This is a genomic window from Mycobacterium sp. PSTR-4-N (assembly GCF_022348085.1).
Lineage (GTDB): Bacteria > Actinomycetota > Actinomycetes > Mycobacteriales > Mycobacteriaceae > Mycobacterium.
In genome coordinates this window covers 52,445-76,750 of sequence record NZ_JAKRFN010000019.1, presented here as the reverse complement: position 1 = coordinate 76,750, position 24,306 = coordinate 52,445, and the positions used below count along the sequence as shown (strand labels likewise).

Annotated in this window: 15 protein-coding genes and 1 riboswitch; all 15 genes read left to right on the top strand. The window is 70.6% G+C overall.

Going from position 1 to position 24,306, the window contains the following annotated elements; translation table 11 throughout:
- Position 1 precedes the first annotated feature (1 nt).
- The 15 genes from MHN84_RS22110 (at position 2) to MHN84_RS22040 (ending at position 24,306) form a co-directional block, all read left to right on the top strand.
- Positions 2-637 (top strand): CDP-alcohol phosphatidyltransferase family protein, encoded by a 636-nt coding sequence (locus MHN84_RS22110; protein WP_241206660.1) that lies wholly within the window; start codon positions 2-4, stop codon positions 635-637.
- Entirely contained in the window at positions 634-1,512 is an 879-nt protein-coding gene (locus MHN84_RS22105; RefSeq protein ID WP_241206659.1) for a DUF881 domain-containing protein, read from the top strand. The genes MHN84_RS22110 and MHN84_RS22105 overlap by 4 nt, the downstream gene beginning before the upstream one ends.
- The gene (locus MHN84_RS22100) at positions 1,509-1,841 is read left to right on the top strand and encodes a small basic family protein (RefSeq protein WP_143818167.1); all 333 of its coding nucleotides are present in this window, start codon (positions 1,509-1,511) and stop codon (positions 1,839-1,841) included. The genes MHN84_RS22105 and MHN84_RS22100 overlap by 4 nt, the downstream gene beginning before the upstream one ends.
- A gap of 1 nt (position 1,842) precedes the next feature.
- A complete protein-coding gene (locus MHN84_RS22095; RefSeq protein WP_241206658.1) occupies positions 1,843-2,661 on the top strand; it encodes a DUF881 domain-containing protein in 819 nt (272 codons plus the stop codon).
- A 39-nt stretch (positions 2,662-2,700) separates the two neighbouring features.
- Positions 2,701-3,096, top strand: coding sequence for a glycine cleavage system protein GcvH (gcvH, locus tag MHN84_RS22090; RefSeq protein WP_241206657.1), 396 nt, complete (start codon positions 2,701-2,703; stop codon positions 3,094-3,096).
- 146 nt (positions 3,097-3,242) lie between these two features.
- On the top strand, positions 3,243-3,713 hold the full coding sequence (garA, locus tag MHN84_RS22085) for a glycogen accumulation regulator GarA (protein ID WP_241206656.1): 471 nt from the start codon (positions 3,243-3,245) through the stop codon (positions 3,711-3,713).
- A 37-nt stretch (positions 3,714-3,750) separates the two neighbouring features.
- Positions 3,751-4,512, top strand: a complete 762-nt coding sequence (locus tag MHN84_RS22080; protein WP_241206655.1) for a MerR family transcriptional regulator — start codon at positions 3,751-3,753, stop codon at positions 4,510-4,512.
- A gap of 92 nt (positions 4,513-4,604) precedes the next feature.
- Complete coding sequence (locus MHN84_RS22075; RefSeq protein WP_241206654.1) at positions 4,605-5,099, top strand: bifunctional nuclease family protein; 495 nt, start codon at positions 4,605-4,607, stop codon at positions 5,097-5,099.
- Positions 5,100-5,325: 226 nt separating this feature from the next.
- Positions 5,326-5,946 carry a MerR family transcriptional regulator gene (locus MHN84_RS22070; protein WP_221362162.1) on the top strand — a complete coding sequence of 207 codons (621 nt, stop codon included), beginning with the start codon at positions 5,326-5,328 and terminating at the stop codon, positions 5,944-5,946.
- Positions 5,947-5,988: 42 nt separating this feature from the next.
- Positions 5,989-6,082: riboswitch (glycine riboswitch) on the top strand.
- A gap of 176 nt (positions 6,083-6,258) precedes the next feature.
- Positions 6,259-9,126, top strand: a complete 2,868-nt coding sequence (gcvP, locus tag MHN84_RS22065) for an aminomethyl-transferring glycine dehydrogenase (RefSeq protein ID WP_241206653.1) — start codon at positions 6,259-6,261, stop codon at positions 9,124-9,126.
- 29 nt (positions 9,127-9,155) lie between these two features.
- The gene (locus MHN84_RS22060; protein ID WP_241206652.1) at positions 9,156-9,866 is read left to right on the top strand and encodes a thioesterase II family protein; all 711 of its coding nucleotides are present in this window, start codon (positions 9,156-9,158) and stop codon (positions 9,864-9,866) included.
- Between the two features lie 570 nt (positions 9,867-10,436).
- Entirely contained in the window at positions 10,437-12,218 is a 1,782-nt protein-coding gene (locus MHN84_RS22055) for an AMP-binding protein (protein WP_241206651.1), read from the top strand.
- Positions 12,215-17,695: a type I polyketide synthase gene (locus tag MHN84_RS22050; protein WP_241206650.1), complete on the top strand. Its 5,481-nt coding sequence runs from the start codon at positions 12,215-12,217 to the stop codon at positions 17,693-17,695. Before MHN84_RS22055 ends, MHN84_RS22050 begins: the two co-directional genes overlap by 4 nt.
- 96 nt (positions 17,696-17,791) lie before the next feature.
- Positions 17,792-19,540 (top strand): AMP-binding protein, encoded by a 1,749-nt coding sequence (locus MHN84_RS22045; RefSeq protein WP_241206649.1) that lies wholly within the window; start codon positions 17,792-17,794, stop codon positions 19,538-19,540.
- Positions 19,537-24,306 carry a type I polyketide synthase gene (locus MHN84_RS22040; protein ID WP_241206648.1) on the top strand — a complete coding sequence of 1,590 codons (4,770 nt, stop codon included), beginning with the start codon at positions 19,537-19,539 and terminating at the stop codon, positions 24,304-24,306. Before MHN84_RS22045 ends, MHN84_RS22040 begins: the two co-directional genes overlap by 4 nt.

Genomic DNA, 24,306 nt, shown 5'->3' with positions numbered 1-24,306 from the left:
CATGGCTCGCGGGTCCGAACCGGGGGACACCCCGGCACCGCGCGACCGGGTGCTGACGATCCCGAACGTGTTGTCGGTGCTGCGGCTCGTCCTGGTTCCGGTGTTCCTGGTGCTGCTGCTGGTCACCCACCAGACCGGCTGGGCGGTGGCGGTGCTGATGTTCAGCGGCGCGTCGGACTGGGCCGACGGCAAGATCGCCCGGCTGTTCGACAACCAGTCCTCGCGGCTGGGCGCTCTGCTCGATCCTGCCGTGGACCGCATCTACATGGTCGTGATCCCGATCGCGCTGGCACTGGCCGGGATCGTGCCGTGGTGGCTGGTGCTCACGCTGCTGGGCCGCGACGTCGTGCTCGCGACGACGCTGCCACTGCTGCGCAGCCGCGGGCTGACCGCACTGCCGGTCACCTACATCGGCAAGGCGGCGACGTTCGCGCTGATGTCCGGCCTACCGCTGGTTCTCCTCGGCCAGGGCGATGCGGGCTGGCAGCCGCCGGTGCTGGCGTTCGGGTGGGGTTTCGTGATCTGGGGCACGGCGATGTACCTGTGGTCGGGGGTGCTCTACCTCATCCAGGTCGGCATGGTCGTGCGGTCCATGCCGACCTCGAGGCCCGGGGGGACCGGGGTGCGGGCGTCGTGACCCAGCTGGGCGGCTTCGACCCGTCGTCGGGGCGCAACGCGCACCGGGCGGGGGCGCCGACGCTGATCCCGGTGCCGTCGCTGCTGCGCTCCCTGCTGTCCGAGCATCTCGACCCGGGCTATGCCGCGGCCGCGCAGTCGCCGCGCGGGCGCACCGACCGGTGGTGGCAGCTGGTCGCGGCGGCGCTGGTCGCCACGGTGTTCGCGCTGGCGTGGTCGCAGGCGCGCGCGACGGCGCCCGGCGTGCGCGAATCCCAGCAGGTCCTGGTCGCCAGCGTGCGCGCCGCCGAAGCCGCCACCGACGCGCTGACCGCGCAGCGCAACAGCCTCGCCGCCTCCGCGGATGCACTGCGGCGCAGCCGCCTCGCCGGCGACGCGACGGGCCGGCAGCTGCTCAGCCAGCTCGACGAGGCGAGCTTCGCCGCGGCCGCCACCCCGGTCATCGGGCCCGGCCTGACCGTCACCGTCACCGATCCCGGCGTCACCCGCGATCTGACCGACGTGGCCACGCAGCGGGTCGAGGGCAGCAGGCAGGTCATCCTCGACCGGGACCTGCAGCTGGTGGTCAACTCACTGTGGCTGGCGGGAGCCGAAGCGATCTCGGTCGGCGGTGTGCGCATCGGGCCCAACGTGACGATCCGCCAAGCGGGGGGCGGCATCCTGGTCGACAATCAACCCATCAGCAGCCCCTACGCCGTCGTCGCCGTCGGCCCGCCGCACGGGATGGCCGACGCCTTCGACCGCAGTTCGGGCCTGCAGCGCCTGCGGCTGCTCGAGGCCTCCTACGGCGTGGGCGTGACCGTGACCGCCGGTGACGGCCTGACCCTGCCCGCCGGCTCCGTGCGAGACCTGACCTTCGCCAAAGGACTGCAGTGATCGGAATCGTCGCCCTGGTCATCGGCATCGTGATCGGTGTCGTGTTCCACCCCAGCGTGCCCGAGGTGATCCAGCCCTACCTGCCCATCGCGGTCGTCGCCGCGCTCGACGCCGTGTTCGGCGGGTTACGCGCCTACCTGGAGAACATCTTCGACGCCAAGGTGTTCGTGGTGTCGTTCGTCTTCAACGTCCTGGTGGCCGCGCTGATCGTCTACGTCGGCGATCAGCTCGGCGTGGGGACGCAGCTGTCCACCGCGATCATCGTGGTCCTGGGCATCAGGATCTTCGGCAACGCCGCGGCGTTGCGGCGCCGGCTGTTCGGAGCCTGACATGACCGATCCGGAGAAGCCGGAACCCCCGGCCGACCATCACGGCCGGCACGAGATGCCGCCCGCCGAGCAGGCCTCGGCGTGGGGCCGGCTGCGCCTCACATCGCCGAACAGACCACGCAGCGGCGTGTTCGGCGTGCTGGCGGTGCTGCTGTGCCTGGTGCTCGGCATCGCGATCGCCACCCAGGTCCGCCAGACCGACTCCGGCGACGCACTCGACACGGCCCGGCCCGCCGACCTGCTGGTGCTGCTGGATTCCCTGCAGCAGCGCGAAGCCGCGCTGAACTCCGAGGTCACCGATCTGCAGCGCACGCTGTCAGAGCTGCAGGCCTCCGGCAGCAGCGACCAGGCGGCGATCGAGAACGCCCGCGCCCGGCTCGCGGCGCTGTCGATCCTGATCGGAACCGTGCCCGCGACGGGTCCGGGCGTCACGCTCACCATCGCCGATCCGTCGAAGGGCGTGGCCGCCGAGACCATGCTCGACGTCATCAACGAGTTGCGTGCCGCAGGCGCCGAGGCCATGGAGATCCGCGGCGCGACCGCAGGCGGCGGGCAGACGGCGGTGCGCGTCGGGGTCGACACCTGGGTCGTCGGTTCGGCGGGCGCGCTGGTGGTCGACTCCACCACGCTCAATCCGACGTATTCGGTTGTCGCCATTGGCGATCCGCCGACGCTCGCGGCGGCGATGAACATTCCCGGCGGCGCGATGGACAGCATCGAACGCGTCGGCGGATCGATGGTGATACAACAGTCCGACCGGGTCGACGTCACCGCCTTGCGGCAACCGAAACCCCGCCAATACGCTCAGCCCGTCAAGTGACGCGACCACGGGAGGTCGCGTGAACAATCGAGGAGCACAGTGACCGAGATCCCCGCCGACCTGTCCTACACCGAAGAGCACGAGTGGGTGGCGAAGACAGGTGACGACACGGTGCGCGTCGGTATCACCGATTTCGCGCAGTCGGCGCTCGGCGACGTGGTGTTCGTCCAGCTGCCCGACGTCGGCGCGGAGATCGCCGCGGGGGAGTCCTTCGGTGAGGTCGAGTCGACCAAGTCGGTGTCGGACCTCTACGCACCCGTCACCGCGAAAGTCGTTGCGGTCAACACCGATCTGGACGCCAACCCGCAACTGGTCAACTCCGACCCGTACGGCGACGGCTGGCTGGTGGAACTGCAGGCAGACGGCGAGTCGCTGCAGACCGCGCTGGCGGCCCTGCTCGACGCGGAGGCCTACCGCGGCCACGTGACCGACTGAGGGTTGTTAGGGTCGCAGTCGACCAGTAAGCGGATCCGGCCGTGGTGGACCCAATGGGGTCCGCTGCGCGGTACGGTCGACACCAGCGGCGAGAGCGCTGGAGGTCCCGGCCGGAGATCGCCACAGCAGCCAGTGAGGAGCAGCGGGTGACGGAAAAAGACTTCACATCGGGGGCCGACTCTGACGAAGTCACCGTGGAAACGACATCGGTGTTCCGCGCCGACTTCCTCAACGAGCTCGACGCTCCGCCCGCCGCAGGCGGCGAGAGCGCAGTCTCCGGCGTGGAGGGCCTGCCCGTCGGGTCGGCGTTGCTGGTGGTCAAGCGTGGACCCAACGCCGGCTCGCGCTTCCTGCTCGACCAGCCCACCACCTCGGCGGGCCGCCACCCCGACAGCGACATCTTCCTCGACGACGTCACGGTCAGCCGGCGGCATGCCGAGTTCCGCCTCGAGAGCGGCGAGTTCCAGGTCGTCGACGTCGGCAGCCTCAACGGCACCTACGTCAACCGTGAGCCCGTCGACTCGGCCGTGCTGTCCAACGGCGACGAGGTGCAGATCGGCAAGTTCCGCCTGGTGTTCCTGACCGGACCCAAGGACGACGACGGCAGCGCCGGCTGACCCGGACTGACCTTCTTCTCGATCGCGACGACCAGCGATGACCCAACCCGAGGCCTCGGGGCAGGCACTGCCCGGGATGTCGATCGGGGTCGTGCTCGACACGTTGCGGGCGGACTTCCCGGACGTCACGATCAGCAAGATCCGCTTCCTGGAAGCGGAGGGTCTGGTGACCCCGCAGCGCACGGCGTCCGGTTACCGCCGGTTCACCGCATACGACTGTGCGCGGCTGCGATTCATCCTGACCGCGCAGCGCGATCACTACCTGCCGCTGAAGGTCATCAAGGCACAACTCGACGCGCAGCCCGATGGCGAACTGCCGCACAGCCCGTCGGCGTACGCGACGCGACTGACGCCGGTGGGAGCGACGGACGGCGAGCACGACGCTGACCATTACGGCGCCCCGGCTGCGCCGGCGCAGGCGCGGTTGAGCCGGGACACCCTGCTGGAACGGTCCGGTGTGAGCGACGAGCTGCTCACCTCGCTGGTGAAGTCGGGCGTGATCACGCCGATCTTCAAGGGTGCGGGCACCGTCTTCTTCGACGAGCACTCGGTGGTGATCGCGCAGTGCGCTCGCGCGCTGGCCGATTACGGCGTGGAGCCACGGCACCTGAGGGCCTTTCGGTCCGCGGCCGACCGGCAATCGGACCTGATCGCCCAGATCGCGGGCCCGGTGGTCAAGGCAGGTAAGGCCGGCGCCCGTGACCGCGCCGACGACCTCGCACGGGAAGTCGCGGCGTTGGCCATCACGCTGCACACGTCATTGATCAAATCGGCCGTACGCGACGTTCTGGATCGCTGAGGACTAGACTCGACCCGACGGTTTTTTCGTCTCCGCCGGCCCCTTCGGGCCGGGCGGCTACAGCGCAACACCGGTGCGGAGGGTAGGCACAGATGGGTGAGGTTCGCGTCGTCGGAATCCGTGTGGAGCAGCCGCAGAACCAGCCCGTGCTGCTGCTCCGCGAGGCCACCGGTGACCGCTACCTGCCGATCTGGATCGGGCAGTCCGAAGCCGCCGCGATCGCCCTCGAGCAGCAGGGTGTCGAGCCGGCCCGCCCTCTGACCCACGACCTGTTCCGCGATGTCATTGCCGCGCTTGGGCATTCGCTCAAAGAGGTTCGCATCGTCGATCTGCAGGAGGGCACCTTCTACGCGGATCTGATCTTCGATCGCGACATCAAGGTCTCCGCCCGGCCCTCGGATTCGGTGGCCATCGCACTGCGCGTCGGGGTGCCGATCTATGTGGAAGAGGCGGTGCTGGCCGAGGCAGGGCTGCTGATCCCCGACGAGAACGACGACGAGGCCCCCGGCGCCGTGCGCGAGGACGAGGTCGAGAAGTTCAAGGAGTTCCTGGACTCGGTGTCGCCCGACGACTTCAAAGCCACCTGAGCCGGCCACCTGAGCGAGCCACCTAAACCGACCTGTTGGTCACGGATGCGTCTCGTCCTGTTCGACACGCGCAGCGCGTATCCGACCTCACCGGATTCGGCGGCGATACTTGGTTCCGACGGGCAGTCACAGCAGGCGTCCAAGCGTATGCTCGAACCGAGTTCGGGCTGGGATAACGTGCGCCCACGAGACGACGCGAGTTTCGATCGGCGAGAGGATTCGACACGTGGGAGACACGCCACGCCAGGAAGAATTGGACCTGAACACCGGCGCGCCCGCGGACACCCTGCCGCGGGTCGCCGCTGAGCCGGTCCAGGCGGGCCTGTTCCCCGATGACTCGGTGCCGGATGAACTCGTCGGCTATCGCGGGCCCAGCGCCTGCCAGATCGCGGGGATCACCTACCGCCAGCTCGACTACTGGGCACGCACCTCCCTGGTGGTCCCCTCGATCCGCGGCGCCGCGGGCTCGGGCAGCCAGCGCCTGTACTCGTTCAAGGACATCCTCGTCCTCAAGATCGTCAAGCGATTGCTCGACACCGGCATCTCCCTGCACAACATCCGCGTCGCCGTCGACCATCTGCGTCAGCGCGGAGTGTCCGATCTGGCCAACATCACCCTGTTCTCCGACGGCACCACGGTCTACGAGTGCACCTCGGCCGAGGAAGTGGTGGATCTGCTGCAGGGCGGCCAGGGTGTGTTCGGGATTGCGGTCTCCGGCGCGATGCGCGAGCTGACCGGCGCGATCGCCGACTTCCCGGGAGAGCGCGCCGACGGTGGCGAATCGATCTCCGCACCCGAGGACGAGCTGGCCTCGCGACGCAAACATCGCGACCGCAAGATCGGCTGACACCGCACCCGTGCAGACGGGCCGGTAGACTCGGCGGCGCATCGCCCTCACGCGGGAGAGTTCCGTGGCCGCCAGCCACGGGCGCCGAAGGAGCAACACCTCTCCGTCAACCTCTCAGGCCCCCGGACCGCGTCAGGCCCCGATGCCTCTGGAAAGCGGTGCGACGCACCCGCCCATGGGGAAAGGCATGCCGGCTCGGGGATCCCCGCGAGCCGGGCGCCGAATCTCTCAGGCAGCCCGGGCCGGGCGGACGACAGAGGGGGAGGCGCCGGTACGCCTGCGCGCCTCGCGCCCCGAACGTCGGGAGATCCCGTGTCGAACACCACCGATCAGTCCGCCCCCCGCGAACTCACCTTCGTCGACCGCCACATCGGCCCCGACGCCGACGCCGTCGCCACCCTGCTGGAGACCATCGGCGTCGCCTCCCTCGACGAGCTGGCCGCCAAGGCGCTGCCCGCCGGCATCCTCGACTCGCCGACCGACGGGCTGGCACCCGGCCTGGACCACCTGCCCCCGGCGGCCACCGAAGCCGAGGCGCTGGCCGAACTGCGCGCGCTGGCCGACTCCAACACAGTTGCGGTGTCCATGATCGGACAGGGCTACTACGACACGCTGACCCCGCCGGTGCTGCTGCGCAACATCCTCGAGAACCCGGCCTGGTACACCGCATACACCCCGTACCAGCCGGAGATCAGCCAGGGCCGCCTCGAGGCGCTGCTGAACTTCCAGACCATGGTGACCGACCTGACCGGCCTCGAAGTCGCCAACGCCTCGATGCTGGACGAGGCCACCGCCGCCGCCGAGGCCATGACGCTGATGCAGCGCGCGGTCCGCGGCTCGTCCCGCCGCCTCGCCGTCGACGTCGACGTCTTCGCTCAGACAGCCGCCGTGCTGTCGACGCGCGCGCAGCCGCTGGGCATCGAGATCGTCACCGCCGACCTGCGTCAGGGCCTGCCCGAGGGTGACTTCTTCGGCGTCATCGCGCAGCTGCCCGGCGCGAGCGGCGCCGTGCACGACTGGAGCACGCTGGTCACCGAGGCCCATGACCGCGGCGCGCTCGTGGCGATCGGGGCCGACCTGCTGGCGCTGACGCTGATCGCCCCGCCCGGAGAGATCGGCGCCGACGTCGCGTTCGGCACCACACAGCGCTTCGGTGTGCCGATGGGCTTCGGCGGCCCGCACGCCGGATACCTGGCGGTGCACGCGCAGCATGCGCGGCAGCTGCCCGGCCGCCTCGTTGGGGTGTCGGTGGACGCGGACGGAGCGCCGGCCTACCGGCTGGCACTGCAGACGCGTGAGCAGCACATCCGCCGCGACAAGGCGACCAGCAACATCTGCACCGCGCAGGTGCTGCTCGCGGTGATGGCCGCGATGTACGCCAGCTATCACGGCGCCGACGGGCTGCGCGCCATCGCGGCCCGCGTGCACGACCGCGCCCGCGCGCTGGCCGGCGGCCTGACCGAGGCCGGCGTCGAGGTCGTGCACCCCGCGTTCTTCGACACCGTCCTGGCCCGGGTGCCCGGCCAGGCCCGCGAGATCGTCGACGCCGCCAAGCGCCGCGGCATCAACCTGTGGTGCGTCGACGACGACCACGTGTCGGCCGCGTGCGACGAGGCGACCACCGAGGCGCACATGGCCGACGTGCTCGCCGCCTTCACCGGCGGCGCCACCGCGGTGCCCGCCGCCCGGTCGGGCGCCGAGATCGCCACCCGCACCTCGGACTTCCTCACCCATCCGGCGTTCACGTCCTACCGCACCGAAACCGCGATGATGCGCTACCTGCGCTCGCTGGCCGACAAGGACATCGCGCTGGACCGCAGCATGATCCCGCTGGGCTCGTGCACGATGAAGCTGAACGCAGCCGCCGAGATGGAGCCGATCACCTGGCCGGAGTTCGGGCGGCAGCACCCGTTCGCGCCTGCCGGGGACACCCCGGGACTGCGCCGCCTGATCGCCGACCTGCAGGCCTGGCTGACCGGCATCACCGGGTACGACGAGATCTCGTTGCAGCCCAACGCCGGATCGCAGGGCGAGTACGCCGGTCTGCTGGCCATCCAGGCCTTCCACATCGCCAACGGGCAGGCGGAACGCAACGTGTGCCTGATCCCGTCGAGCGCGCACGGCACCAACGCGGCGTCGGCGGCGCTGGCCGGCATGAAGGTGGTCGTGGTCGCGTGCCGCGAGAACGGCGACGTGGACCTCGACGATCTCCGGGCCAAGATCGCCCAGCACGCCGAACGGCTGTCGGCGCTGATGATCACCTATCCGTCGACGCACGGCGTCTACGAGCACGACGTCGCCGACATCTGCGCCGCGGTGCACGACGCCGGCGGTCAGGTCTACGTCGACGGCGCGAACCTCAACGCGCTCGTCGGGCTGGCCCGGCCGGGCAAGTTCGGCGGCGACGTCAGCCATCTGAACCTGCACAAGACGTTCTGCATCCCGCACGGCGGCGGTGGCCCCGGCGTCGGCCCGGTCGCGGTGCGCGCGCATCTGGCGCCGTACCTGCCCGGCCATCCGCTCGCCGAGGAGCTGGGTCAGGACTACACCGTGTCCGCGGCGCCCTACGGGTCGGCGTCGATCCTGCCGATCACGTGGGCCTACATCCGGATGATGGGCGCGGCCGGCCTGCGGTCGGCGACGCTGGTCGCGATCGCCTCGGCCAACTACATCGCCCGTCGGCTCGACGAGTACTACCCGGTGCTCTACACCGGCGAGAACGGCATGGTGGCCCACGAGTGCATCCTCGACCTGCGCGGCATCACCAAGGCGACCGGCGTGACGGTGGACGACGTGGCCAAGCGGTTGGCCGACTACGGCTTCCACGCGCCCACGATGAGCTTCCCGGTGGCCGGGACGCTGATGGTGGAGCCGACCGAGAGTGAGTCGCTGGCCGAGGTCGACGCGTTCTGCGAGGCGATGATCGCGATCCGCGCCGAGATCGACAAGGTCGGTTCGGGGGAGTGGCCCGCCGAGGACAACCCGCTTCGCGGCGCCCCGCACACCGCGCAGAGCCTGCTGGTCGACGACTGGGCGCATCCGTACACCCGGGAGCAGGCGGCCTACCCGCTCGGCCATGGCTTCCGGCCGAAGGTGTGGCCGCCGGTGCGGCGCATCGACGGCGCGTACGGCGACCGGAATCTGGTGTGCTCGTGCCCGCCCGTGGAGGCCTTCGCGTAGAGGCGTCTCGGAGTCGTTAGGGTGTCCCGGTGACACAGCCCAGGTTGTTCATCTTTCCGCACGCGGGCGGTTCCGCGCAGTACTACGTGCCGTTCGCGAAGACGTTCACGATCGACGTCAAGCGGACCGCGGTGCAGTACCCGGGACAGCGCGGCAAGCAGGATTTCGCATCGTTCACCAGCCTGCCGGCACTTGCCGACGAGGTGGTGACGATGGTGTCCCCGGAGAAAGACCACGGCGGTCCGGTGTTCTTCTTCGGGCACAGCATGGGCGGGCTGCTGGCGTTCGAGGTGGCGCGCCGGTTCGAGGAGGCGGGCCGGCCGATCAGCGGACTGTTCGTGTCCGCGGTGGCCGCGCCGGGCCATGTCGGATACGAGGACATCCCCGACGACGACGAGGGGCTACTCGGTGCGGTGAGCACGATGACCGGGGCCAATCCCGAGTTCATGAAGAACCCGGAGTTCGCGGCGGCGATCCTGCCCACGCTGCGCGGGCTGAAGGCGATCGCGTCGTACAGCTGCCCGCCCGAGGTGCGGCTGTCCGGCCCGATCCACGCCTACTTCGGCGACGACGACGAGATCGCCACCGCGGCGAAGGTGGCGCCGTGGGCCGAGCGGACCCGCTCGGAATTCACGGCGCGGGAGTTGCCGGGCCATCACTTCTACCTCAATGAACGATTGGGCGACGTGGTGCCCGACATCGAGGCGAAGATCCTGGCGAGGACCGCGGGACGGGCTTGAGGGGCCCTGTGGTCTTGGCCACACCGGGGCTCGTTCGGGGCGCTGTTCCCGACGACCGGGGCGAGTCGCGGAGCACATCGGCTCGACGGGCAGGGCATGTCCGTTTTGCCTTTCCGGGGCTGGTCAGAGCCGCAACTTACCGGTGAGTCAGAAGCTAACTCGACGCGCGCGTGCAGATTCCGCAAACCCTTTACGCGCGCGTCAACGCAAGCGGAGCACGGCGTTGCGCTGCCGCGGCCGGTGCTTCGCATATCGGACCTGCCCGCTTCTGAGCAACCGTCCGCCCGTTAGTGAGGTGGACGTTTGCCGAGCTGGCAACATTGCGAGAGTTGCGTCGGGAATAAAATCGGCCGTCGATACAGCGCGTTTCCGGCGAAATCGGGGCCGATTGCGCGACTTCCCTCTGGCAAGCACTTCGTGGTCTAATCCTTGGTCGGATTACACGACATTTGTGACAGCTCGGTGTTAGCCTTCGGCCAAGCGGGGGATGCGCGGCCATGGGCCGGTGTCCGGTATGCCACACGGCAACGGGGCCGGGACGCAGGATCTTTGAGATGAAAGGACGTCGCCATGCCTTTGCTTGAGTCGACCATTCCTGGCCTCCTCGCCGAGCGCGCTCGGCAGCAGCCCGATGATGCGGCGTACACCTTCCTCGACTTCGACGTGGACCCCAACGGTTACGCCGAAACCCTGACCTGGTCGCAGGTTCACCACCGCGTCCAGGTGGTCGCGGCGGAACTGCTGCGGCACGGCAGCAAGGGGGACCGGGCCGCCATTCTCGCGCCGCAGGGCCTCGAGTACATCGTCGCGTTCTACGGCGCGATGGCCGCGGGCATGATCGCGGTACCGCTGCCCGTGCCGGCGATGGGCCAGCTCGACGAACGCGTCAACGGTGCGTTGCGGGACTGCCAGCCGACCGCGGTGCTGACCACCTCGGCGGTGGTCGGCGAGATCCTGACCTACGTCGGCAACCTGCCCGGCGGCAATCCGCCGGCCGTCGTCGAGGTCGACGCACTGGACCTCGATTCCCCGGTGACCCCCGAGGTCAACGTCGGGCCGCTGCCCAAGACCGCCTACCTGCAGTACACCTCGGGCTCCACGCGCGCTCCCGCCGGCGTGATCATGACCCACCAGAACGTGATCGCGAACGTCAAGCAGGTGTTCGACGACTACATGGAGCACCGCAACGGCGTACCGCCGCGCGACATCACGATGGTGTCGTGGCTGCCCTTCTACCACGACATGGGGCTGATCCAGGGCGTCTTCGCGTCGCTGCTGACCCCCGACGAGGACGCGGGCGGCGCGCTGCACGGCCGCCCCGCGATCGTGATGAGCCCGGTCGCGTTCCTGCAGAAGCCGGCCCGCTGGATCCAGCAGCTGGCGCTGAACAGCTGCGCCTGGTCCGCCGCCCCGAACTTCGCGTTCGAGCTGTCGGTGCGTCGCACCACCGACGCCGACCTCGAGGGCATGGACCTGGGCGGTGTGCTGGGCATCATCAGCGGTAGCGAGCGCATCCATTCGGCGACCATTCGCCGCTTCAACGAGCGGTTCACCAAGTTCGGCATGCCCGCGACGACGGTGCTGCCGTCCTACGGGCTGGCCGAGGCGACCCTGTACGTCATCTCCGCACCGATGGGCCACACCCCGTCGACCGTGCGCTTCGACTACGAGAAGCTGGCCGCCGGTCACGCCGAGCGCTGCGGCACCGAATCCGGCACCGAGCTGGTCACCTACGGCGCACCGCGGTCGTCGACGATGCGCATCGTGGACCCGGAGACGTGCGTCGAGAACCCGGACGGCAAGGTCGGCGAGATCTGGATCCACGGTGAGCAGGTCGCGATGGGCTACTGGCGGGATCCGGTCAAGACCGAGCGCACGTTCAACGGGCAGCTGGTGAACCCGTCGGAGGGCACGCCCGTCGGTCCGTGGCTGCGCACCGGTGACCTCGGCGTCATGAGCGAGGGCGAGATGTTCATCATCGGGCGCATCAAGGACATGCTGATCGTCGACGGTCGCAACCACTACCCGGACGACATCGAGGCCACCATCCAGGAGATCACCGGCGGCCGCGTGGCCGCGATCTCGGTACTCGACGACACCAGCGAGCAGCTCGTCGCCGTGGTGGAGCTGAAAAAGAAGGGCACCTCCGAGGCCGAGGCGCTGGACAAGCTCAAGGCCGTCAAGCGTGAGGTCGCCTCGGCGATCAAGAAGACCCACAGCGTGCGGGTCTCCGACCTGGTCCTCGTCGCTCCGGGTTCCATCCCGATCACCACCAGCGGCAAGATCCGGCGCTCGGCCTGCGTGGACCGCTACCGCTCAGACGAGTTCAGCCGGTTGGACGTCACTACATGACCTCTGCTTTCGACGAGGATGCACTCCGGCACTGGTTGGTCGACTACCTGGTCACCAACATCGGATGCAGCCCTGACGAAATCGATCTCGATGCTCCGCTGAACGACCTCGCCGTCGGGTCCAGTGACGCCGTGGTGTTGACCGGCGAGCTGTCCGAGCTGCTGGGTCGCACGGTGTCACCGGTCGAGTTCTGGCAGTACCCGACCATCAACGCGCTGGCGAAGTTCTTGACCGGCGGCGAGGTGGATCCTCTCGAGGGTGCCGCCGGCGCGGTCAACGCGGCGCGGGAGAGCGGCCGGGCCGACTACGACGACGCGATCGCCGTGGTCGGGCTGGGGCTGCGACTGCCCGGTGGCGCTGACATGGACGGCAACATCGAGGGGCCCGAGCAGTTCTGGGAGTTCCTCTCCGAGGGCAGGTCCGCGGTGCGCGAGGTCCCCGCCGACCGATGGGAGTCGTTCCGGATCGACTCGCCCGAGGCGGCCGCCGCGCTCGCCGGTACGACCCGGTGGGGCTCGTTCCTGCGCGACGTGGACGCCTTCGACGCGGAGTTCTTCGAGATCTCGCCGAGCGAGGCCGACAAGATGGACCCCCAGCAGCGGCTGCTGCTGGAAGTCACCCACGAGGCACTCGAGCACGCCGGTATCCCGGCCCACAGCCTGCGCCACACCCAGACCGGCGTGTTCGCGGCGGCGTGCCTGGGGGAGTACGGCTACCTGTCGACCACGGATCTAGGCGATGTGGACTCGTGGTCGGGCACCGGCGGCGCGCTGTCGATCATCGCGAACCGGGTGTCTTACTACTTCGATCTGCGCGGTCCGTCGATGACCATCGACACCGCCTGTTCGTCGTCGCTGGTGACGATCCACCTGGCGTGCCAGAGTCTGCGCGCCGGCGATTCGGACGTCGCGTTGGCGGCCGGGGTGAACATGGTGTTGTCGCCGGCGGTGACGCGCAGCTTCGACCAGCTCGAGGCGATGTCGAAGACCGGGCAGTGCCACGCGTTCGACGCGGCCGCCGACGGGTTCGTCCGCGGCGAGGGCTGTGGCGTGGCGGTGCTCAAGCGGCTCTCCGACGCCCAGCGTGACGGCGACCGCGTGTTGGCGGTGATCCGCGGTTCTGCGGTCAACCAGGACGGTCGGTCCAACGGGCTGATGGCGCCGAACCCGGCCGCCCAGATGGCCGTGCTGCGGTCGGCCTACGCCGCCGCGGGCGTCGAGCCCCGCGAGGTGGACTACGTAGAGGCGCACGGCACCGGCACGCTGCTGGGTGATCCGATCGAGGCCCGCGCGCTGGGCACGGTGCTGGGGCGCGGCCGCGCCGCCGATGCTCCGCTGCTGCTGGGCGCGGTGAAGTCCAACCTCGGGCACCTGGAGGCCGCAGCCGGGATCGCCGGGTTCGCCAAGGCCGTGCTGGCGTTGCAGCACGACACGATTCCGGCCAACCTCGGCTACCAGAATCCCAACCCGCACATCCCGTTCGACAACCTGCGCCTCCGGGTGGTCGCCGAGCACACCGAGTGGAAGCGCAACGGTCGACCGCGCCGGGCCGGGATCTCGTCGTTCGGCTTCGGCGGCACGAACGCCCACGTCGTCATCGAAGAGGCACCCCGATCGGGCGCACCCGCCCCCACCCCCGAGCCGGCCGTGACCACGCTCGTCGTGACGGGCCGCACGCCGCAGCGCGTCGCCGCGCAGGCGGGGATGCTGGCGGAGTGGATGGCCGGTGCCGGGGCGGAGACGTCGCTTGCCGAGATCGCCCACGCGCTGAACCACCACCGCTCCCACCACACGAAGTTCGCCACGGTGGCCGCGCGCAACCGTGCCGACGCGATTGCCGGCCTGCAGGCGCTGGCGGCCGGCCAGTCCGCGCCCGGCGTCGTCGGCCCGCACATCGGTGCCTGCAAGCCGGGCACGGTGTTCGTGTACTCGGGGCAGGGGTCGCAGTGGGCCGGGATGGGTCGGCAGTTGCTGGCCGATGAGCCCGCGTTCGCGGCCGCGGTGGCCGAGATCGAGCCGGTGTTCGTCGACAAAGTCGGCTTCTCACTTCAGGAGATCCTCGCCGAGGGCCGCCCGGTCAGCGGCGACGCCGAAGTCCAGCCGGTGCTCATGGGCCTGCAGCTGGCGTTGACCGAGCTGTGGCGCTCCTACGGGGTGCACCCCGACGCGGTGATCGGGCATTCGATGGGCGAGGTGACCGCCGCCGTCGTCGCCGGCGCGCTGAGCCTGGCCGACGGGTTGACCGTGATCGCGGCCCGCTCCTCGATCATGTCGCGGCTGGCCGGCCAGGGCGCCGTTGCACTCGTCGAACTCGATCCCGACGCCGCCGAGGCGCTGGTCGCCGACTATTCGAGCGTCGAGATCGCCGGGTTGGTGTCGCCACGGCAGACCGTCGTCGCGGGTCTACCCGACGAGGTCGACGCGGTCATCGCCGCCGTCAGCGCGCAGGACCGCTTCGCGCGCCGGGTCAACATGGAGGTCGCCTCGCACACCGCGCTGATGGACCCGGTGCTGCCGGATCTGCGCGAGGCCTTCGCCGCCATCACCCCGCGCACCCCCTCGATCCCGTTCCTGTCCACCGTGCGCGACGAGCAGGATCCGGTGCTCGACGCCGCCTACTGGGTCGCCAACGTCCGTCGGCCGGTGCAGTTCAGCCGGGCCGTGATGGCCGCCGCGCAGGAGATCGGCACGTTCGTCGAGATCAGCGCGAACCCGATCCTGACCTACGCGATCGCCGACACGCTCACCACAGGTCACCACCACGCGCTGGGCACGCTGGTCCGCGACGGCGACGACACGGTGTCGTTCCACACCACGCTCAACGCCACCCACACCACACATCCCCCCGAGACCGAACATCCCGCGCATCCGGGCGGCCCACGGGTCGCACTGCCGACCACGCCGTGGCACCGCACCCGGCACTGGGCGATCCGCAAGCCGACGTCCACGGGCGCCACCGCCCCGCAGCCGGGCACCGTGCTGGGCGGCCACACCGCGGTCGCAGGCCCGCAGCCCGGACATCTGTGGCAGGCCCGGCTCACGGCGCAGGCCCGGCCGTATACGCACCCCCACCGGTTCGCCGGCGTGGAGATCGTGCCGCTGGCAGTGCTGCTGCAGACGCTGGCGCTGGCCGCCGACCGGGTGGGTGCCGCCGCGCTCGCCGACGTCCGGTTCGAGTTCCCGATCGCCCTCGACACACCGCGGGTGGTGCAGGTCTACGCCGACGCGGACGTGCTGACGATCTCGTCGACCACCGGTGACGACAGCCAGGACCGTCAGTGGGTCCGGCACGTCAGCGCGCGGATCAGCCGGGAGCCCGTCGGCCCCGCCGAGCCCGCCGACTCGAACGTGGCGGGCTATGACCCGAGCGCACTGGCCGAACTGCATCAGGCCTGGGGGATCGACGGCCTGGCCTACCCCTGGACTGTCGACGGGCATGCGCAGACGGGCGGCGAAGCGCGCACGGAGGTGACGTTCGCCGACGCGCCGGCAGCGCCGCTGGCCGCTGCGCTGGACGCCGCCGTCAACCTGGGTCGCCTGATCGATGCATCCACACCCGGTCTGATGGTGCCGGCCGCGATCGAGCTGTTCGTCGTCGGGCAACCGGCGACGGGGCGCGGCACCGTCGTCAGCCGCCACCGCGGCCGAGACGGCGATGACCTCGTCCTCGACCTGTCCGTCGAATCCGCTGACGGCACGGTCGTCGCCGACCTGCGCGGCGTCCGCTACACCGCCGTCGACGTCGACGAGGCGGCTCCGAGCGCCGCCGAGCCGCGCCGGATCGCCCACCGGCTGGACTGGCAACCCTGGACCGCGGATGCCGCGGGCACCGACGCAGGACCCGTCGCGGTCGTCGGCGCCGGCGCGCTGGCCGAGTCACTGCGCGCGGCGGTCGGCACCGACACCGAGGTGGCGCAGGCCCGTTCGGTCGTCTACGTCGCCGACTCCGACGGACCCTCGGCCCAGGAGATCGCGGTCCGGCTCACCACCGAGGTGGCCGGCCTCGTCGCCACGCTCGCCGATCGGGACCCGCGTCGCCCCGCCACGCTGTGGGTGATCACGCAGGGTGTCTTCGAGTCGGCCACCGAGTCGGCGCTGCAACAGAGCCCGCTGTGGGGGCTGGCCGGCGTCATCGGCGCCGAGCAGCCACAGCTGTGGGGCGGCCTGATCGACGTGCCCGAGGCGGACACGGATGCCGAAACGCTGGCTCCGACGCTGAAGGGGTTGCTGTCGAGTCCGGTCAAATCGGTGGCCGTGTGGCGCGACGGCAGCCTGCTGACCCCGACGCTGGCTGAGATCACCGACGCGCCCGTCCGCGAGCCGCTGCACTGCCGGCCCGATGCCGCCTACCTGATCACCGGCGGCATGGGTGCGCTGGGTCTGCTGATGGCCGGCTGGCTCGCCGATCACGGCGCGCGCCGCATCGTGCTGGCCGGCCGCACCGCGCTGCCGCCGCGACGCGAGTGGGCGCAGGTGTCGGAGCCGGAGCTGCGGCACAAGATCGACGCGATCCAGGCGTTGGAGCTGCGCGGCGTCACCGTCGACACCGTCGCCGTCGACATCGCCGATCGCGACGCGGTGGCCGCAGTGCTGGATCGCCGCGACGCCGACGGCGCTCCGCCGATCCGCGGCGTCATCCACGCCGCCGGCATGACCGAGGCGCAGCTGCTCACCGAGCTGGAGCCCGAGCGCGTGCACCGCACCGTGTGGCCGAAGGTCGCCGGCGCTGCGGTGCTCGCCGACCTGTTCCCGCCGCAGGCGCTCGACTTCCTGTACCTGGCCGCGTCCGCGGGTGCGGTGTTCGGCATCCCGGGTCAGGGCGCCTACGCCGCGGGCAACGCCTACCTCGACGCGCTGGCCCGCGCCCGGCACGCCCAGGGCGACAACACGGTCAGCCTGGACTGGGTCGCCTGGCGCGGCCTCGGGTTCGGCAACGAGGCCCAGGTCGTGGTGTCCGAGCTGGAGCGGGTCGGCTCACGTCCCGTCGCAGCGGGCGAGGCGTTCGCGGCGTGGGACCACGTCACCCGGTTCGACATCGACCAGGTCGTGATGGCCCCGATGAGCTCGGCGCACGACGCGGCCGCGGTCACCGGTGACGCCCACCGGCCCTCGGCGCCGACGCGGAACTGGGCGGCGCTGGATCGCGACGAGCTGCTCGACGAGCTGCGCGACGGGTTGCGCGGCATCCTCGCCACCGAGCTGCGCCTGCCGGAGAGCGATGTGCTCACGGATCGGCCGTTCGCCGAGATGGGCCTGAACTCGGTGATGGCGATGTCGATCCGCCGCGAGATCGAGCGGCTGGTGGGGCTGGAATTGTCGGCGACGATGCTGTTCAACCACCCGACGATCGACAGCTTCGCCGGCTATCTGGCCCAGCAGCTCAACCCCGAGGCCGGCGGCGACGAGGCCGCGGTCGCCGACGATGACGACGAGGACAGCCTGCTGGACTCCCTGTTCGACAGCGTCGAATCGAACTGATCGCGCGAGCATGCCGATGCGACGGAACCACCAGAATTTCCCGGATCGACCCGACGCGCGAGACCATGTCGGGAGATGTTTGCGAAAGGATCACTGATGCCAGCATTGACGGCGCCCACCGTGACGACCATTCCCGCGCTCCTCGCCGACCGTGCGCAGCAGCAACCCGACGATGACGCGTACACGTTCTTCGATTACGAGGCCGACCCCGCAGGCATCTCCGAGACGCTGACCTGGTCAGAGGTGCACCACCGGGTCCGCGTGGTGGCCGCGAAGCTGGCCACCCTCGGCTCCCCGGGCGACCGCGCGGTGATCCTGGCGCCGCAGGGCCTGGAGTACATCATCGGATTCCTGGGCGCCATCGAGGCCGGCTTCATCGCGGTGCCGCTGACCATGCCGCAGCTGCGCCAGCACGACGAGCGCGTCACCGGCGCGATGAAGGACTCCCAGCCCGTCGCCGTGCTGACCACCTCCGCCGTCGTCGACGACATCCGCCACTACGGTCAGCTCGACCGTCAGCGTGCGCCGAAGTTCCTCGAGGTCGACACGCTGGACTTCGATTCACCACTGCGGCCGGCCGCGCCGGTGTCGCTACCCAAGACCGCGTACCTGCAATACACCTCGGGCTCGACCCGGCTGCCCGCCGGTGTGGTGGTCAGCCACCGCAACGTGCTGGTCAACGTCGCCGAGCTGCTCACCGACTACTACGAGGCCTATCCGGAGGGCCGGGCGCCCGAGGACACCACGGTGGTCTCGTGGCTGCCCTTCTACCACGACATGGGGCTGATCGTCGGTGTCTTCATCCCGATCATGCTGGGCACCCCGGCCGCGCTGATGAGCCCGATCTCGTTCATGCAGAAGCCCGCGCGGTGGATGCAGCTGCTCGGCTCGCATCCCAGCGCGTTCACCGCGGCGCCGAACTTCGCGTTCGAGCTCGCCGTCAAGCGCACCAGCGACGACGACATGGCCGGCAAGGACCTCAGCACCGTGGCCGTGATGATCAACGGCGCCGAGCGCGTGCACGGCACCACGGTCCGCCGGTTCAACGATCGCTTCGCCGCGTTCGGCCTCTCCGATGCTGCGATGCGGCCGTCGTACGGTCTGGCCGAGGCGACGGTGTACGTGGTGGCGACCGCGGGCGGCCGGCCTCCGACGGCGGTGCGCTTCGACTACGAGAAGCTGGCTGCGGGGCAGGCGGTGCGCAGCGAGGTCGCCGACGACGGCACCGAGCAGATCGGGCTGGGCGTGCCGCGGTCGACGACGGTGCGGGTGGTCGATCCCGAGACGCTGACGGAGAACCCCGCCGGCACGATCGGTGAGGTCTGGCTGCACGGCGAGCACGTCGCCGGCGGGTACTACCAGAACCCCGAGCTGACCCAGAAGCTGTTCTCCGGGCAGCTCGCCGAGCCCAGTGCCGACACCCCCAAGGGTCCGTGGCTGCGCACCGGCGATCTCGGCGTGATGTTCGACGACGAGCTCTACATCGTCGGACGCATCAAGGATCTGCTGATCGTCGACGGCCGCAACCACTACCCGGACGACATCGAGGGCACGGTCGCGGAGTTCACCGGTGGTCGGGTCGCGGCCATCTCGGTGCCCGACGGCGCGAGCGAGAAGCTGGTGGTGATCGCCGAGTTGAAGAAGCAGGTCGATCCGGCGCAGCTGGAGGCGGTCACCCAGCAGGTCACCTCGGCGATCTCGATGACCCACAGCGTGCGGCTCGCCGACTTCGCGCTGGTGCCACCTGGCTCGCTGCCGCTGACCACCAGCGGCAAGGTGCGTCGCGCGATGAGCGCAGACCTGTACCGCGACAACAAGTTCCAACGGTTGGACGCCACTAGATGACCTCTGCTTTCGACGAGGCTGCGGTTCGTCGCTGGTTGACCGACTACCTGGTTGAGAACAACGGTTGCAGTCCTGAGCACATCGCGCGCGGCGCCTCGATGCACGACCTCGGGGTCGGCTCGCGCGACGCCGTGGTGCTGACCGGTGTGCTGTCGGAGTACCTGGGCAGGCCGGTGTCGCCAGTGGACTTCTGGCAGTACCCGACCGTCGACTCGCTGGCGAAGTTCCTCACCGGCGGCGAGGTGGAGCCGGTCGAGGGGCCGGTCGGCGTGCGCTCCGGTGGATCGTCCGACGAGCAGATCGCGGTGGTCGGGCTCGGCCTGCGGCTGCCGGGTGGGGCCGAGGCCGACGGCAACATCGAGGGCCCGGACGCGTTCTGGGACTTCCTGACCGAGGGCCGGTCCTCCGTGGTCGAGGTGCCTGCCGAGCGGTGGGCACCGTTCGACGACGGCACCGCCGACGGCGCGACCGCGTTGGCGAACACCACCCGCTGGGGCTCCTATCTGCGCGACGTCGACGCCTTCGACGCCGAGTTCTTCGAGGTGATCCCGCGCGAGGCGATGCGGATGGATCCGCAGCAGCGGCTGCTGCTCGAAGTCACCCACGAGGCGCTGGAGAACGCCGGCATCCCCGCCGACACCCTGGCCGAGACCCGCACCGGCGTGTTCGCGGGCGCCAGCGCCGCGGACTACGCCCAGCTCGGCGCGGCCGACCTGGGCGCCATCGACGCCTGGTACAGCACCGGCGGATCGATCAGCATCATCGCCAACCGCATCTCGTATTTCTTCGACTTCCGCGGCCCGTCGGTCACCATCGACACGGCGTGCTCGTCGTCGCTGGTGGCGATCCACCTCGCCTGCCAGAGCCTGCGGACCGGGGATTCCGACGTGGCACTCGCCGCCGGGGTGAACCTGTTGCTGTCACCGGCGGGCACGCGCAGCCTGGACCAGGCCGACGCGATGTCGAAGACCGGGCAGTGCCATGCCTTCGACGCCGCCGCCGACGGGTTCGTCCGCGGCGAGGGCTGTGGCGTGGCGGTGCTCAAGCGCCTCTCCGACGCCCAGCGTGACGGCGACCGGGTGCTCGCGGTGATCCGCGGATCTGCGGTCAACCAGGACGGCCGGTCCAACGGGCTGATGGCACCCAATCCCTCCGCGCAGATGGCGGTGCTGCGCGCGGCATACTCGGCCGCCGGGGTGGATCCCCGCGAGGTCGACTATGTGGAGGCGCACGGCACCGGCACGCTGCTGGGTGATCCGATCGAGGCCCGCGCGTTGGGCACGGTACTCGGCAAGGGCCGGCCCGCGGACCGGCCACTGCTGGTCGGCGCCGTGAAGTCCAACCTCGGCCACCTGGAGGCCGCAGCCGGGATCGCCGGGTTCGCCAAGGCCGTGCTGGCGTTGCAGCACAACACCATTCCGGCCAATCGTGGCTACCAGACCCCGAACCCGCACATCCCGTTCGACAAGTTGCGACTGGCCGTGGTGGCCGAGCACACCGACTGGGCGCCGGCCGGGCGGCCGCGCCGCGCCGGGATCTCGTCGTTCGGCTTCGGCGGCACGAACGCCCACGTCGTCATCGAGCAGGCGCCCGTGACCGTGCCGGCCGACGTGCCCGACGACACCCCGGTGACCACGTTGGTGGTGTCGGGTCGTACGCCGCAGCGAGTCGCCGCGCAGGCGGGGATGCTGGCGGAGTGGATGGCCGGTGCCGGCGCGGAGGCGTCGCTCGCCGACGTCGCGCACGCGCTGAACCATCACCGCTCCCAGCACCCGACGTTCGCGACCGTCGCGGCACGCACCCGCGCCGACGCGATCACCGGTCTGCACGCGCTGGCGGCCGGTGAGTCCGCCGCCGGCGTGGTACCGGCCGGGGGAGTCGTCCCGAAGCCGGGCACGGTGTTCGTGTACTCGGGGCAGGGGTCGCAGTGGGCCGGGATGGGTCGGCGGTTGCTGGCCGATGAGCCCGCGTTCGCGGCCGCGGTGGCCGAGATCGAGCCGGTGTTCGTCGACAAAGTCGGCTTCTCGCTGCAGGAGATCCTCGCCGAGGGCCGCCCGGTCAGCGGCGATGCCGAAGTCCAGCCGGTGCTGATGGGCCTGCAGGTGGCGTTGACCGAGCTGTGGCGGTCCTGCGGCGTGCATCCGGATGCGGTGATCGGCCACTCGATGGGTGAGGTGACCGCGGCCGTCGTCGCCGGGGCGCTGTCCCTGGCCGACGGGCTCGCCGTGATCGCGGCCCGCTCCTCGATCATGTCGCGGCTGGCCGGCCAGGGCGCCGTCGCGTTGCTCGCCGTCGACGAGGACACCGCCGCCGCGCACATCGCCGCGCACGGCAGCGTCGAGATCGCCGGCTATCTGTCGCCGCGCCAGACCGTCGTGGCGGGCCTGCCCGATGAGGTCGACGCGGTCATCGCCGCGGTCACCGCGCAGAACGCGTTCGCCCGCCGCGTCAACATGGTCGTCGCCTCCCATACCGCGCTGATGGACCCGGTGCTCGCCGACATCGGCGCCGCGCTGGCCGACATCACGCCGGCCGCGCCGACGCTGACGTTCCTGTCCACGGTCACCGACCCGACGCAGACCCCGACGCTGGACGCCGACTACTGGGTGGCCAACGTGCGCGAACCGGTCCGATTCAGCCGGGCCATCCTCGCCGCGGCTGCCGACCACGGCACCTTCGTGGAGGTCAGCCCGCACCCGACACTGGGTCAGCCGATCGCCGCCACGCTGGCCGACGAGGCAGGCATCCTCTCGCTGGGCACGCTGGCCCGCGACGCCGACGACACCGTCACGTTCCACACCAACCTCAATGCCACCCACACCACCCGGCCACCCCAGACGCCGCACCACGGCGAGCCGCACGTCGTGCTGCCCGCCACCCCCTGGCAGCGCACCCGGCACTGGGTGGACGTCCGGTCGGCGCACCGTGTCCCGGCGAGCCGACCCGGGGCACTGCCCGCAGACACCGTGGTGCCGGCCGAGTGGTTCTGCGAACTCACCTGGCCGGTGAAGCCGCTCGCCACCCCCGGCACCGATGCCCCGGCCGGCAGCTGGGTGGTGGTCGGCGACGACCGCATCGGCGCCGAGATGGCGCGCCGCCTCGGATCGCCCGTCGTCACCCGGGGCGCCGACGCCGACGACCTGGCGCAGGCGCTTTCGGGCGCGACCCACGTCCTGTTCGCGCCGGCTGAGCGCGCCGGTGACGAGCTCGGATACGACCTGTTCGACGGTGCCCGCGCACTCGCTGCGGCAGCGGCCGAGCAGCCGGCACCGCCGGTGCTGTACCTGCTCAGCCGCAACGCCCAGCCGGTCAGCGAAGGGGATCGCGCCAACCCCGCACAGGCAGTGCTCTGGGGTCTGGGCCGCACGCTGGCTCTGGAGCATCCCGAGATCTGGGGCGGGCTGATCGACGTCGACGCCTCGGCGCCGGCCCCGGTGACGGCCCGTCTGGTGCTCGCCGAGGCACACGCCGGAGACGGCGAAGACCAGGTGGTGTACCGCGCCGGCGAGCGCCGCGTGGCACGGCTGGTGCATCAGCTGCCGCGTGCCGGCGGGGCGCCACTGAACCCGGACAAAGCCCACCTGGTCATCGGCGCCACCGGCAACATCGGGCCGCGGCTGATCGAGGAGCTCGCCGCGACGGGCGCGACCACCGTTGTCGCCGTGTCGCGGAACCCCGGCACCCGGCTCGACGAGCTGGCCGCGCGGTTGGCGGCGCAGGGCACGACCGTGGTCACCGCGGCGGCCGACGCCTCCGACGGCGCGGCCCTGGGCGCGCTGTTCGAGCGGTTCGGCGGGGACCTGCCTCCGTTGGGCGGTGTCTACCTGGCGGCGATGAGCGGCGGGCCGGTGACGCTGGCGGACATGACCCGCGACGACGTCGTCGCGATGTTCCGCTCCAAGATGGACGCGGTCAGCCACCTCCACGAGCTGTCACTCGCTCAACCGGTGGAGCAGTTCGTGCTGTTCTCGTCGATCTCGGGTGTGCTCGGTTCGCGCTGGCTGGCGCACTACGCCGCGACGACGACGTTCCTCGACACCTTCGCCTACGCCCGGCGCGCCGCCGGCCTGCCGGCGTGCGCGATCAACTGGGGGCTGTGGAAGTCGCTGGCCGACGTGCAGACCGGCTTCGAGAAGCAGGCCACCGCCGAGTCCGGACTGGAGCCGATGCCCGACGACGTCGCGATCTCGGCGCTGCGCCTGGTCACCGGGCCCGGCGCACCCGCCCGGGCGACCGTCGTCGCCGCCGACTGGCCGCGCCTGGCGGCGGCGTATCACACCCGCGCCCAGCTGCACATCCTCGACGAGCTGCTCGACGGTGACGACGCCGCGGCGACGCTGACCGGGGACACCGCGTTCCGGACCGCGCTGCGCGACGCACCGGCCGAGCACCGCAGGGATTTGCTGGCCGATCACGTCGTCGCGCAGGTGGCTGCCGCGATGGGCCTGGCCTCGGCCCACACGCTGGACCCGACGGTCGGCTTCTTCCAATTCGGCATGGATTCGCTGATGAGCGTAACGTTGCAGCGCTCGCTGAGCGAAAGTCTGGGGGAGGTCCTGCCCGCGTCGGTCGTCTTCGACTATCCGACCATCGAGGCGCTCACCGATTATCTGGCGTCGGTGCTGCCTGAGATAATCGAGACCGCCGGTAACGACGACGAGGTCGCCGGCAGCCCCGATGCTGACGCGATCGGGGAACCCGAGGACGCCTACGACGACCTGGCCGAGGACGAACTGCTGGCCAGGCTCTCGGAACGATTGAATTGA